The 12,703-nt window shown below is 72.4% G+C and carries 12 protein-coding genes and 2 pseudogenes; 4 read left to right on the top strand and 10 right to left on the bottom strand.

The window, feature by feature from the left end; translation table 11 throughout:
• Positions 1–217: 217 nt before the first annotated feature.
• Both ACWC9T_RS22795 and ACWC9T_RS22790 read right to left on the bottom strand, forming a co-directional pair.
• Positions 218–406 (bottom strand): DUF397 domain-containing protein, encoded by a 189-nt coding sequence (locus tag ACWC9T_RS22795; protein WP_449822882.1) that lies wholly within the window; start codon positions 404–406, stop codon positions 218–220.
• A 17-nt stretch (positions 407–423) separates the two neighbouring features.
• On the bottom strand, positions 424–1,281 hold the full coding sequence (locus ACWC9T_RS22790; protein WP_449822881.1) for a helix-turn-helix domain-containing protein: 858 nt from the start codon (positions 1,279–1,281) through the stop codon (positions 424–426).
• Between the two features lie 216 nt (positions 1,282–1,497).
• Here ACWC9T_RS22790 and ACWC9T_RS22785 point away from each other — a divergent pair, with 216 nt between their 5' ends.
• From ACWC9T_RS22785 to ACWC9T_RS22775, 3 genes are all read left to right on the top strand, one after another.
• The gene (locus ACWC9T_RS22785) at positions 1,498–1,929 is read left to right on the top strand and encodes an ATP-binding protein (protein WP_449822880.1); all 432 of its coding nucleotides are present in this window, start codon (positions 1,498–1,500) and stop codon (positions 1,927–1,929) included.
• On the top strand, positions 1,926–2,198 hold the full coding sequence (locus tag ACWC9T_RS22780; RefSeq protein ID WP_449822879.1) for a hypothetical protein: 273 nt from the start codon (positions 1,926–1,928) through the stop codon (positions 2,196–2,198). The genes ACWC9T_RS22785 and ACWC9T_RS22780 overlap by 4 nt, the downstream gene beginning before the upstream one ends.
• A gap of 390 nt (positions 2,199–2,588) precedes the next feature.
• Positions 2,589–3,626 carry a ferritin-like domain-containing protein gene (locus tag ACWC9T_RS22775; protein WP_449822878.1) on the top strand — a complete coding sequence of 346 codons (1,038 nt, stop codon included), beginning with the start codon at positions 2,589–2,591 and terminating at the stop codon, positions 3,624–3,626.
• Between the two features lie 61 nt (positions 3,627–3,687).
• Here the strand turns inward: ACWC9T_RS22775 and def are convergent.
• The 8 genes and pseudogenes from def to ACWC9T_RS22735 all read right to left on the bottom strand — a co-directional run.
• A pseudogene (gene def / locus ACWC9T_RS22770) lies at positions 3,688–4,227 on the bottom strand (peptide deformylase); the annotation flags it as partial.
• Positions 4,228–4,368: 141 nt separating this feature from the next.
• Positions 4,369–5,355: a tetratricopeptide repeat protein gene (locus ACWC9T_RS22765; protein ID WP_449822877.1), complete on the bottom strand. Its 987-nt coding sequence runs from the start codon at positions 5,353–5,355 to the stop codon at positions 4,369–4,371.
• Positions 5,356–5,639: 284 nt separating this feature from the next.
• The gene (locus tag ACWC9T_RS22760) at positions 5,640–6,959 is read right to left on the bottom strand and encodes an HD-GYP domain-containing protein (protein WP_449822876.1); all 1,320 of its coding nucleotides are present in this window, start codon (positions 6,957–6,959) and stop codon (positions 5,640–5,642) included.
• A gap of 59 nt (positions 6,960–7,018) precedes the next feature.
• The gene (locus tag ACWC9T_RS22755) at positions 7,019–8,452 is read right to left on the bottom strand and encodes an HD-GYP domain-containing protein (protein ID WP_449822875.1); all 1,434 of its coding nucleotides are present in this window, start codon (positions 8,450–8,452) and stop codon (positions 7,019–7,021) included.
• Between the two features lie 482 nt (positions 8,453–8,934).
• Positions 8,935–9,228: pseudogene (gene rsrA / locus ACWC9T_RS22750) on the bottom strand (mycothiol system anti-sigma-R factor); the annotation flags it as partial.
• Positions 9,225–9,968: a sigma-70 family RNA polymerase sigma factor gene (locus ACWC9T_RS22745; protein WP_449822874.1), complete on the bottom strand. Its 744-nt coding sequence runs from the start codon at positions 9,966–9,968 to the stop codon at positions 9,225–9,227. The gene ACWC9T_RS22745 and the pseudogene rsrA, both read right to left, overlap by 4 nt.
• Before the next feature lie 308 nt (positions 9,969–10,276).
• Positions 10,277–10,915, bottom strand: a complete 639-nt coding sequence (locus tag ACWC9T_RS22740; protein WP_449822873.1) for an alpha/beta hydrolase family protein — start codon at positions 10,913–10,915, stop codon at positions 10,277–10,279.
• Between the two features lie 54 nt (positions 10,916–10,969).
• On the bottom strand, positions 10,970–11,722 hold the full coding sequence (locus tag ACWC9T_RS22735) for an SOS response-associated peptidase (protein ID WP_449822872.1): 753 nt from the start codon (positions 11,720–11,722) through the stop codon (positions 10,970–10,972).
• A gap of 138 nt (positions 11,723–11,860) precedes the next feature.
• Here ACWC9T_RS22735 and ACWC9T_RS22730 point away from each other — a divergent pair, with 138 nt between their 5' ends.
• Positions 11,861–12,583, top strand: coding sequence for a M50 family metallopeptidase (locus tag ACWC9T_RS22730; protein WP_449822871.1), 723 nt, complete (start codon positions 11,861–11,863; stop codon positions 12,581–12,583).
• Positions 12,584–12,703: the final 120 nt, after the last annotated feature.

Here is a 12,703-nt window from a genome sequence, read left to right as displayed (position 1 = left end):
CCGGTGGTGGCTTCTCGTGCTCACCCATGCGTCGCTCCTTCCAGAGGCGGAACCCGTCCGGTCGCCCATCGTTGCGCGGCACCGATGGGCGGCGGTAGGTGGCACAGGCGCGCACCCGGGGCGTGCCGACCCGAGACGCGCGCTGATTCGGCCGAGCATGAGAAATGAACAGTGGTGCCCCGCACGGCCACAGCCCGTGCGGGGCATCACTGGCGTTTCAGTCGGTCGGAAAGTCGCCGGACTTGACCCCGGCGAGGAACGAGGACCAGGCGTCAGCCGGGAAAAGCAGAGCCGGCCCGCCAGGATCCTTCGAGTCACGGACCGGCACAAGGCCGATCACACCATCGGCCACCTCAACACAGTCGCCGCCCTGTCCGCTGTAGCTGCTCTTACGCCACACCAACATGCTTACCTCCCTACTGCTTAGCGGTACAGCTCTTGCCGTACCCGAGCGATCATGTCGAGACTGTCAGCCGGGCTCAAGGCGATCGAGCGAAGCGAATCGAAGATCAGCGTGTAGTCCTCAGTCTCCGCCGGAGTCTCCATGTAAAGCGTCCCCGTTCGATGTTCGACGCACACGACGTCCGAGTATGTCGACACAGGAAAGCTGAACAAGACGAACGCCCCCATCAGCCCGGCATGCGCTCCGGCCCGATCCGGCAGTATCTGCAGCTCGATGTTGGGCCGCTCCGCCATCTCCAAGAGCCGGTCGAGCTGCTGGCTCATGACCTTCACTCCGCCTACCTGGACTCGCAGCGCCGCTTCCCCTGCGATCACACAAACACGTGGCGGATCGGCACGGTTCAACACCTCCTGCCGCGCAATCCGAGCAGTTACGAGGGCCTCCACCTCGTCTTTGCTCAGCGTGGACGGTCGCGCCTGAAGCACAGCTCGGGCATAGTCCGGGGTCTGCAGCAGGCCTGCCACCAGCACATTTTGAAACGACCGGATGTAGTCAGCCGTCTCCTCATAGCCGATGAAATCCGAGTATGACGGCCTCGCCAAGCTCGCACGCTGCACCCAGCCCGGCTCGCGACCGCGACGAGCCATAGCCACCATGTCATCGACGTACGCCTGGTCAACAACGCCGTAGAAGGTCAACAGATCACGCAGCTCGCCAAGCGAGATTCCCAATCTGGCGTTCTCGATCCGGCTGATTTTGGTCCGATGGCAACCGATCCGCTGCGCCGCCTCCTCGGGCGTCTTGCCCGCCTCTTCTCGCAACTTCACCAGCGCGGCAGCCAGCCTCCGACGGCGCACCGTCGGCCGCACATCGCTCATTTGACGTCCTTTCACACCTGGACCAGTACAAGCGTACCGCCGCAGAAGAATCTTGGAACGAGTTCCAAAGTCTCAGTTGCGAATGGAACGCGAGCGGATGCAAGCTACTACACGTAGTCACTGGATCGCCACAGAGTGATCACGGCGACTCTCCCCCGGGCATCCCCATGCCTTCTTCAGCCGCTCTCACCTGCACACTCCAGAGGTGGCCCCGCCATGCCTGAGACCGTCTCCACCATCCCCACCGAGCAGACCTGCTGGCTGCCCCGGCACCGCAAGTCCCCCCGCACCGCCCGCCAGGAGCTCCGCTCCTTCCTCCTCCCCCACCCCGCCGGCGAACCCCTCCTCCCCACCGGCGAGTTGCTGGTCAGCGAGCTCGTCACCAACGCCGTGCAGCACGCCCGCACCCCGCGCGGCCGCCTGGTCTTCGTCCGCTTCCATCTCTCCCCGGACAACACCCTCCGCATCGAGGTGCACGACGCCGACAGCGAGAAGCCCACGTTCCGCGACGCCTCGGACTCCGACGAGGCCGGCCGGGGCCTGTTCCTCGTCCAGGAGTTGGCGCAGAGCTGGGGCTGCTCCCCGCGCGAGGGCGGCATCGGCAAGTTCATCTGGTGTCACATCACCCCTGAGGCGGCCGCCGCGTGAGCGCCGTCCGGGCCGGGATCGTGGGCATCATGGCGCCCGCCCTCTTCCCCAGCCTCGACCACGCGCTGCCCGTCCTCTGGGAGCGCGTGCGCACGCTCCCGATCCGCGAGGCCCACCGGGACTTCATCCGCTGCTGCATCGGCCCGGGCGGCGGCAACGGCGTCGCCCGCTGCCTCACCCGCAGCGGCAGCTGGAGCACCACCCTCTACGTCGGCGAGATGACCGACTGGACCGCCCACCCCATCACCATCACCACCCACCACCCCTGAACGCCCCCGCACCACTGCGCGCGCTCCTCAACACCGAGTTCACGCCGGGTGGCGCCGGCACACCCGCGCGGTGCCGTGCGCAGGAAATCAGGCCCCGCCGACTTCCTGCGCACCGCGTCAGCCGTGGTCCTCCCACCCCGGTGCGCGGGGCCGGGCCTCGCTCAGCATGGCGTCCCCGGCCCTGGCGGCCCGGACGACCCCGGCAACGCCGGCAACGCCGGCCGGTGATCTTGTCGGCCGCCCTGGACGGCCCTCCGACGAAGCCGCAGGCTTCCCCGCCCCCGCGCGCCGCCCGTCCGAATGAACTCCCGGGCCACACCGGCTTCCCGCGCATGCGCACGACCGGCCCCCGGTTACCGTCCGGCGCACAGTCGAACGAAAGGGGCACCCATGGCCACGGTTCTGGACTACGCGGGCGACGGCATCGTCCAGCTCATGAGCATGGCGGAGGAGGACTGGACCGAACAGGAGCTCAAGGACGCCCTCCAGCACGCGATCCTGCTGGAGCTGGCCACCGTCCCGCCGTACGCCACCGCCCTCTGGTCGATCACCGACCCGGACAACACCAAGCCCGTCCGCCAGACCGTCCACGACATCATCCTCGACGAGATGGCGCACTTCGGACTGGTCTGCAACATGCTCACCAGCATCGGCGGCACCGTCGTCGTCACCGACCCCGCCGCCGTCCCCAAGTACCCGGGCGAGCTTCCCGGTGGCGTCAACCCCGGGCTGGAGGTCTACCTCAGCGGGTTGACCCGCGACTCGGCCAAGCTCTTCTCCGACATCGAGAAGCCCGAGAACCCGCTCGCCTTCGCTGTCGACGGCAACACGATCGGCGCCTTCTACCAGCGCATCGCCAACGTCTTCCCCAGGTACGCCCACCTCCTCACCGGTCAGCGGCAGGTGACCACCTCGATCGGGAACCGCGTCATCAACCCGATGAACACCATCGACGACGTGCTGAGCGCGATCCACGTCATCCAGACCCAGGGCGAGGGGACCACGGCCTCCCCGGAGGACCCCTTCCCCAACGTCCCGGGCGAACTCGCCCACTACTACGCCTTCAAGGAACTCGCCGTCGGCAAGAAGCTCGTCTTCAACGACGGGTCGCAGAAGTGGGAGTTCACCGGCGCCGACGTCCCGCTGCCGGACACCTCCCCGGTCGCCCGGGTGCCCAGGGGCGGCTGGCCCCGCAAAGGCGACCCCAACTCGCCCGACCAGCCCACCGCCAAGCTCCTGGACGCCTTCAACCAGCAGTACAGCGACATGCTGCGCGCCCTCGAACACGCCTGGAGCGACGACCCGTCCGCGATCGGCACCGCGATCGGCCTGATGTTCCAGATGCGCGACACGGCTCAGCAGATCGAGGTCGTCAAGCTCCCCGCCGACCCCCGCTCCACCTACGGCCCCGAGTGGCTCCTGGTGTAACCGGACGGCACGAAGGCCGGTGCGGACGGGTCCGCACCGGCCTTCAACGTGCAAGCAGCCGTTACTCGTTCGGCACGGTCGCGTAGCGCGCGGTGCCCTCGGCCATCTGCCGCAGCGCGTCCTTGCGGTCGCGCTTGGACAGCTTGTCGATGTAGAGGAACCCGTACAGGTGGTCGGTCTCGTGCTGGAGGCAGCGGGCGAAGAAGCCAGTGCCCTCGACCCGGATCGGGTTGCCGTCCTTGTCCACACCGGTCACGGCCGCGTAGTCCGGGCGCGGCAGCTCGGCGTAGGCGGTGGGGACGGACAGGCAGCCCTCGTTGCCGTCGTCGAGCACGCGGCGGCGGTCGGCCGGGTACTCCTCCAGCTTCGGGTTGATCACGTGGCCGATGTGGCGCACGCCCTCGTCGTCCGGGCAGTCGTAGACGAAGACCTTGAGGTCCACGCCGATCTGGTTGGCGGCGAGGCCGACGCCCTCGGCGGCGTACATCGACTGGAACATGTCGTCGATCAGCGCGGACAGTTCGGCGTCGAAGGCGGTGACGTCCTTGACCTCGCGGTGCAGCACCGGGTTGCCCACGACGGTGATCGGACGCGCGGTGCCCTTGGTGAGGTCGGGCTCCTCACCGATCACCTTGACGGGCGCCTCGGGCGCCGCCCCCTCCACGTCGTGCTCGTGCTCGTGGTCGTGCTGCTCCGCCATGTCTTCCGCTTCCATAGGTCTACGCGTACCTCACCAGGGTACTCAGCAGACTTCTTCGAGATCCCGGTAAGCCCGGCTCCCGGGGGAGGCCGCGACCCAGCGGTCCAGCAGGGTGCGGACCAGGTGCGCCGGGGCGGCGATCCCGCACTCGCGCTCGACCAGCCAGGACATCCCGGCGGCGCCGCCCTGGCTGAGGTGGCTGAGGTGCCCGGGGTGGGCGGCGTCGCCGTCGTCGTGCGGGTCGTGGTGGGCGACGACGCCGTCGTCGGAGGCCATCCGGCTCTCCGAACAGGCCCGGCACAGCAGCCGCACCGAGGAGGTCCAGTCCTCGGCTGCGTAGCCGGCGTCGGCGACCAGCCGCTCCAGGGCGTCCCGGTCACCGGCCGTGGCGGCCTGCAGCAGCACCACGTAGGTGGGCACCGGGGAGGGCGCCCACAGTTCGATCTCGTCGAAGACGGGGTAGGCGACGCCGTCGGTGACCCGCTCGCCGTGCGGGGCGCCGTCGTGCAGCACCACCTCGCCCCAGCGGCGGCCGGAGGAGGGCAGCGGGATGGACAGCACCTCGATCCGGGCCGGGTCCAGGCGCCGGCCCCACACCACCTCGGACTCGCCGTCCGGGGACAACCGCACCGGGGTGGTGCCGAGGTCGAGGCTGACCGGGCCGTCCACGCCGGGGCCACCGGGCAGCCTGAGCCCGTACGCCTGCCAGGCGCGGCGGGCCAGCGGCCAGTCCTGCAGTGCGGTGGCGGTAATGCCGAGGTTCCACCAGTCGGGGGCGCCGTGCTCGCGGTCCAGCAGGGCGACGGCGCGCAGGCCGGCCGAGCGGGCCTGCTCCCAGTCCCGGCGGAACTTGTGCAGCAGGGCGAGGTTGAACCAGGAGTCGGACAGCCAGGGCTCCAGGTCGGCGGCCATCACCAGCAGGGCGCCGGCGTCCTCGTAGCGGCCGTCGCCGATCAGCGTGAAGGCCCGGTCGGTCGTCTGCCGCCAGGTGGCGGACGGCCGGTGCCGTGCCCGGTGGAAGATCCTCACGTTCGTCCCTGCCGTCGTCATCCGCTCAAGTCCCGTACCGCCGGGCCCGTCCCGTCCTCGACGGGTCCCGGGTCCCGGTGTTCCGGGTCGGTGTTCCACGCTACGACCGCATCCAACCACGCCCGCCCCCGCCCGCGCTCCCCACCGCCGAGGTTGGGGCCCGCCCCTCCCCAGCCTGCCCGTCGGAGCACGCCTCCTCAACCCCTGGCCGCGCGGGCCCGATCGGAGGCCGAGCGGGCCTCCACCCCGACCCGGCCGCCGCTGCGCCCGCGCCCGGGGCGCGCTCAGCCGCGCGTCTGCCCGCCGACCCGGGCCAGGGCGTCCACCACCCGGGCGTCGTAGACCCGGCCGCGCCCCAGCCGCAGCACCTCCAGCGCCTCCAGCCGCCCCACCGCCTCGCCGACGCCCCGGCCGCGGGCCGCGGTCAGCAGGTCGTCGTGCGCGTTGGCGACCCGGATGATCCGGGCCGCGAGCGGCACCGGGCGCTCGCCGCCGACCGGTCCGGAGCAGGGATCGGCCAGCCGGGCGACCTGCTCGGCGACCTGCCGGGGCACCCCGGTGCGACTGATCACCTCACTGCCGAGGCGGGCGATCCGCTGCTGCTCGTCGCAGGGCAGCAGCGCGGTGGCGCCGTCCGGCACCGGCTCGACCAGGGACAGCTGGCCGACGTCGTGCATCAGCGCCGCGTACTCCAGCAGGGCGAGCTCCCGGGTGCCCAGCCCCAGCTCGCGGCCCAGCGCGCACGCCGTGTCCGCGACCCTGCGCGCGTGCCCGTGCGGGGTGTAGCCAGCCACCTCGGTGGCTCGGGCCAGGGTCGCGATGGTCTGCCCGGTGGTGGCCCGCACCGCGGCGGCCCGCCGGAAGGACACCTGGGCGAGCAGCAGCGGGGTGCAGAACAGCGGCAGCGCCCACAGCCCGACCTCGCCGGCCGCGAGACTGACCAGCATCCCGGTGGCGACGATCGCCGAGCCGATCCCGAACAGCGAGCGCAGCTCGTCCTCCAGCGCCGCCGGGAACCGCAGCCCGGAAGCGGAGCAGCGCAGCAGCGCCGCCAGGGTGGCGTCGCAGAGCGCGGCCAGCGCGGCGACGGTGGTCAGGAACGCCCCGTAGGCCGGGCCCTCGGGCGAGAAGCGGTCGACCGGGCCGCCGTTGTAGAGCGGCTGGAAGACGGCGGCGGCGAAGCCGACCGCGAGCAGCCGGCGGGCGGCGCTGTCCCGGCGGGCCGGGTCGGCCCAGGGCGGGCGCCGGTGCGGGCGCTCGGGGCGGTGCGGCAGGGCGAGGCCGGGCAGCCAGGCCAGCAGCAGGCCGGCCCCGGTCACCGCGACCACCTGGAGGGTGCCGTGCGCGGTCGGCACCCCGCGCAGCGGTCCGAGCAGGGCGTACGCCAGCGCACCGGCCGCGCCGATGGGCGCCTGTTCGCGGTCGCCCGGAAGGGTGATCCGGACGCACTCGCCGAGCGCGATCAACGCGGTGAACGCCAGCGCGACCCCCGGCTCCGCGACCCCGCGCAGCGCGACCGTGCCGAGCGCGAACGCCAGCAGTACGACGGCGGCGGTGTGCACGGCGCGGGCGGTGTGCACGGCGCGGGCCGCACGACCGGGCATACGGGCGGACGCGGTACGGGCGGAGCCGACGCGCCCGGGGCCGCCCGGCCTGGGGCCCGTCACAGCTGCCCGGCCGCGGGGACGCTCCTGCCCTGGGCGGGCACCCGGACCGGCGCGGCCCGCGCCGGCTCGGGCACCCCGAGCGGGATGTCGGGGACGGCCCGCACCCAGTCCTCGGAGTGCACCACCGGCTGCCAGTCGTGCACGGCCAGCGCGTCGATCAGCGCCCGCACCATGGCCGGGTCGAACTGGCTGCCCGAGCAGCGCTCCAGCTCGGCCACCGCCTCGGTGACCGGGCGGCCGCGCCGGTAGGAGCGGGTGGAGGTCATCGAGTCGAAGGCGTCGGCGACCGAGATGATCCGGGCGAACTCGGGGATCTGCTCGCCGGCCAGGCCGCTGGGGTAGCCGCGCCCGTCCATCCGCTCGTGGTGGTGCAGGATCCCGGCGTGCGCCTCGCCGAGGAAGTCGATCCCGCGCACCAGCTCGTACCCGTACACCGGGTGGATCTCCACGGCCCGGCGCTCGTCCTCGCTGAGGGGACCGTTTCTGCGCAGCAACTCGGTGGCCACCCCCAGCTTGCCGACGTCGTGCAGGATCCCGGCGAAGCGCAGGGTGCGCAGCCGCTCGGCCTCCATGCCGAGCTGAGTGGCGATCAGCACCGAGGCCCGGCCGACCCGTTCGCTGTGGCCGCGGGTGTACGCGTCCTTGATCTCCACTGCCTGCACCAGCGACTGCACGGTGGCCTGGTGGGCGTCCTGCTCGCGCTGGCCCTGGGCGAACACCCAGGCGGAGATGGACAGCGGCAGCAGCGCCAGCAGCGCGGCGAACGCCCCGTACGGGCCCTGCCAGAGCACCGTGACCATCAGCCCGCCGGCCGCGTGCACCAGCACCGGCAGCCCACACACCGAGCAGGCCCCGCGCAGCACGACCCCGGCCCCGCGGCCCTCGCTGAGCATCAGCATCACGCCCACCACCGCGCCGTTGACCAGGCAGAACGCGGCGACGGCGGCGAAGCCGGGCAGCAGCGCGGCCGGGAAGCGGGAGCCGAGCAGCAGTTGCGGGCCGCGCAGCAGGTGGAAGGCGACGGAGGAGGCGAAGGCGCACAGCGCGAGCTGGGAGCCGTTGAACAGCTGGCGCCGGCGGCAGCCGGGGCCGGCCGGGCCGCCGAGCAGCGCGGCGGGGGCGGCGACCAGGGCGGCGGCAGCCGGCGGGAGCATCAGCACCCCGGCGAACAGCACCGGGAAGAAGGCGTTCACCCCGGGCCGGGCCGGCGCTCGCTCCGCCGGCGCGGGGCGGCGCAGCAGTCGGCGCACGAGGAGTCGGCAGGGGGCGGGCAGGCCCTGGGCGAGCGACTCCCAGCAGCCGTGCAGGAAGGCCAGCAGCCCGACCTTGGGCCAGTCCACCGGGTGGCCGAGCCAGCGCGGCACCCCGGGCGCCGCGGCGGCGGGCAGTAGCGGCAGCAGGCAGCACAGCGCCGCCACCGGGACGGCCACCAGGTAGCGCGCCGCGCTCTGCGGCAGGGTCGCGCCTCCACTGTCGGTAGCGATCTCGACCTCCCCGCCATCCGGGCCCGTGTTGCCTCAACGCGCCGGGGATACCGACGGTGAGCGTCCGTCAGGAGGATAGGCCGCCGTCCGGGCGCGGGGACGCATGATCGCGCAATGGCGCAGTTGGCGCACCACCAACTCACTCGAACGAGTGACGGCGCATGCGGGCAGAACGGGAGCGGCCCCGGAAGCGCACGCTCCCGGGGCCGCTGAACTCCTTGCCCGAACCGCTCGGCCCACCCTCGTCGACGGGCCGACGGACTACCTCGCCCGGCCGGTGGCCGTCACGCCGCGCGTCGACCGGCCGGTCACTCCGCCTGGGCGGCGGCCTCGACCGGCGCACCGGGGCGCACGGCCGGCTCCTCGGCCGCGCCTTCCTGCGCCAGGGTCGGCGCCGGCCGCGCGGACTCGACGTGCACCTCGGCCGAGGTCTCCACGGCGACCACCACCTGCTCGCCCGAACGCTGTCCGGACCGGATCGAGTCGATCCTGGCCAGGACCTTGCTGCGCAGGTCGGCCGGGGTGTCGTCGCAGCCGCAGGAACGCTTGATCAGCGCCTTGATCGCCTGCTCCAGCCCGTACTGCTTCAGGCAGGGCGAGCACTCCTCGAAGTGCACGCGCAGCTTGGCGCAGTCGCCCTCGGGCATCTCGTTGTCGAGGAATTCATAGAGGTGGTCGAGGACCTCGCCACACTCCGTTTCGTGCGGATCGCCGCAGCTCATGAGCCCGAGCCCTTCGCTTCCTGCCCTGCCCCGCTGCCGGCCGGGACGAGCCCGCGCTCACGGGCGTAATCCTCCAGCATGCCGCGCAGCTGACGGCGGCCGCGGTGCAGCCGGGACATCACCGTACCGATGGGAGTACCCATGATGTCCGCGATCTCCTTGTACGCAAAGCCTTCTACGTCCGCGAGATAGACGGCGATCCGGAACTCCTCCGGAATGGCCTGGAGCGCGTCCTTCACATCACTGTCGGGGAGGTGGTCGAGCGCCTGGGTCTCGGCCGAGCGCAGACCGGTCGACATGTGCGACTCGGCCCGGGCCAGCTGCCAGTCCTCGATCTCCTCCGCCGCGGTGCGCTGGGGCTCCCGCTGCTTCTTGCGGTACGAGTTGATGAACGTGTTGGTGAGGATGCGGTACAGCCAGGCCTTGAGGTTCGTACCCTCACGGAACTGGTGGAAGGACGCGTACGCCTTGGCGAACGCCTCCTGGAGCAGGTCCTCCGCATCCGCGGGGTTGCGCGTCATGCGCAGCGCCGCCGAGTACATCGGATCCAGGTAGCCCAGGGCGTCGCGCTCGAAGCGCTCCCGCCGGGCCACCTCGGTCTCCTCCGCCGACACCCGGAAGGTGTCCTCGCCGATCGCCTCGGCCAGCTCCTCACCGGTGAGCGCCTCGTCCGCAGGCAGGCCCTCGTCCGGGCCACGGCCCGGCTCGGCCTCGTGCTCGGTCCCGACGACCGGACCCACCTCCTCGGCATGACGGGCACGGCCCACGGCGGGCCGCCCAGAAATGGAGGATATCGGGCTGACGGGCTTCTCGCCCGCGTCAAGCCACTCCGACCAGGAGGGGGCGAACGCCGCTGCGACCTCGCGCTCCTCAGGCCGTTCCGGGCACGCGATCGAACCCATCTGCCCTACCTCTCACCCGGTGACTCGTGCTGACGGAGACGACAACCACCGACACCCCGCCCGCATTCCCGCCCCCGCACCCCGTTCACTCGCAGGGGTGAGCGACTGCGAACTCCCTGCTCACAGCCGTCCCGGCGGCGAAGCGCTCACACCAGCCGCAGCACCCAGTCCCCCACCGCCGAGCAGACCAGCCCCAGCACCTCGTCCTCCCCCATCGGCGCCCGCTTGGGCACCGCGAACCCGTGACTGCCGTACGGCACCCCCACCAGCTCGTGCCCCTGCGGCAGCTCGGGGAACTCCTCCGGCCCGCCGAACGGGTCCGCCGCGCTCTGCACCACCAGCGTCGGCAGCCCCGACTCCAGCAGCTCCTCCGCCCGGCTCTTCTCCGGCTTGCCCGGTGGGTGCAGCGGGAACGCCAGCGCCACCACCCCCACCGCCCCGGTCGCCGCCCCCGTACGGCAGGCCACCCGCGCCCCGGCGCTGCGCCCTCCGACCACCAGCGGCAGCCCCTGCCCGGCCAGGTGCTCGGCCACCGGCCGCCAGCCCAGGTCCAGGGTCTTCGGCGCCGGGCCCAGCTTGCGGCCCTCCACCCGCCAGGGCTGCTCGACCAGCGCCACGGTGATCCCGCGCGGCGGCAGCCGCTCGGCCAACGCCACCAGGTCCCGGGCCTCGATCCCGCCGCCCGCGCCGTGCCCGAGCGCCAGCACGGCCTTCGGGGCGACCGCCCGGTGGTAGGTGATCCGGGCCTCGCCGGCCTCGGTGGCAACGAGTTCGGAGGTGGTCATCTTGGCGGCTCCAAGGAAAGGTCGGACTCCGTCAGTTCTCAGGTGCATCAATTCTCAGAACAGGGTGGTCTCGTACTCGGCCTCGGCCCACGGCTCCTTGAGCTCCGGGCCGTTGTTGCGGATGTTGCCGACCGCCGGGGACACCGGCGTGGCCAGCAGCGCGCCGGGCGGCGGGGGTATCAGCAGCCGGCGCAGCCCGTCCGGGTCGCCCGGCCGCGGATCCAGCCACTCGCCCCACGACTCGCGGTCCAGGAACAGCGGCATCCGCTCGTGGATCGGCGCCAGCGCCTCCTCGGCGTCCGTGGTGACGATCGTGAACGTCACCAACCACGCCTCGGGATGCTGCGGGGGCACCGCCCGGTTGCGCCAGAACTCGTACAGCCCGGCGAGCGCCAGCGGGACACCGTCCGCCCGGGAGACGAAGAACGGCTTCTTGCGCGCCCTGCCCCGCTCGCCCGGCACCATCTGCCACTCGTAGTAGCCGTCCACCGGCAGGATGCACCGCCGCGAGGCGAAGGCCTGCCGGTACGCGGGCTTCTCGTGCACCGTGTCCGACCGGGCGTTGATCATCTTCACCGCCGTCTCGGCGGAGTTCGACCACTGCGGCACCAGTCCCCAGCGCAGCGCCCGCAGCTGCCGCACCGGCCGCGCCCGCTCCTTGGACAGCCGCTCCAGCACCACGAACGCGCTGTTGGTCGGCGCCACGTTCCAGTTCGGGTCCAGGGCCTCCCCGGGATCCCAGAACTCCACGTCGAACAGCTCGACGATGTCCTCGGGCTTGCTGCTGGCTGCGAAGCGACCGCACATGCGGGCCAGCTTGCCACGCCGCCCCTCCTCACCACTTCCTCATCCACCGGCCGGAACCGCCCGTTCCCGCCCACCCGTCCCCGCATGGGAGGCTGCCCCGAACGGCCCAACGCAGCGAACGGAGGCGCAGACCCCCCGATGAACCCGAACGACCAGAACCTCGGCGCCCTGTGGAACCAGGTCACCGGCACCCAGACCGCCCCGCCCGGCTGGCTCGTCCTGGCCACCGGCGCCGCCGCCCTGCTCACCGTCCTCGCCCGCCCGCTCTGGCACGTCGCCCGCAACGCCGTCACCATCGCCCACGAGGGCGGCCATGGCCTCGCCGCACTCGCCACCGGCCGCAAACTCGCCGGCATCCGGCTGCACTCCGACACCTCCGGCCTCACCCTCTCCTACGGCCGCCCCACCGGCCCCGGCATGGTCCTCACCGCCGCCGCGGGCTACACCGCCCCCGCCCTGCTCGGCCTCGGCTGCGCCGCCCTGCTCGCCGCCGACCGGATCACCCTGCTGCTGTGGCTCGCCGTCGCCCTGCTGCTGGCCCTGCTCATCCGCGTCCGCAACGCCTTCGGCCTGTTCACCGTCCTGGTCGCCGGCGGCGCCTTCTTCCTGGTCTCCTGGTTCGGCAGCGCCCAGGTCCAGGCCGGCTTCGCCTACCTCGGCTGCTGGTTCCTGCTGTTCGGCGCCGTACGCCCCGTCCTGGAACTCCAGCACCAGCGCCGGATCGGCTGGGCCCGCGACTCCGACGCCGACCAGCTCGCCCGGCTCACCCACGTCCCCGCCCTCGCCTGGGTCACCGTCTTCCTGCTCGTCGCCCTCGCCTGCCTCGCCCTCGGCGCCAGCTGGCTCCTCCAACCCCTGTGACCCCACCGCGGGAGCGACGGGCCGTCCCGAGCCGAAGGGGCGCGCCGGTGCCGAAAGGGAGAAGCGACCAGCGAGGCACGAGCGCCGGAGCGCCGACCGTCGGCACCGGGTCAGAGCGCC

The organism is Kitasatospora sp. NPDC001159 (assembly GCF_053598235.1).
The sequence above is the reverse complement of the archived record's forward strand: the minus strand, read 5'-3'. Positions and strand labels throughout refer to the sequence as shown.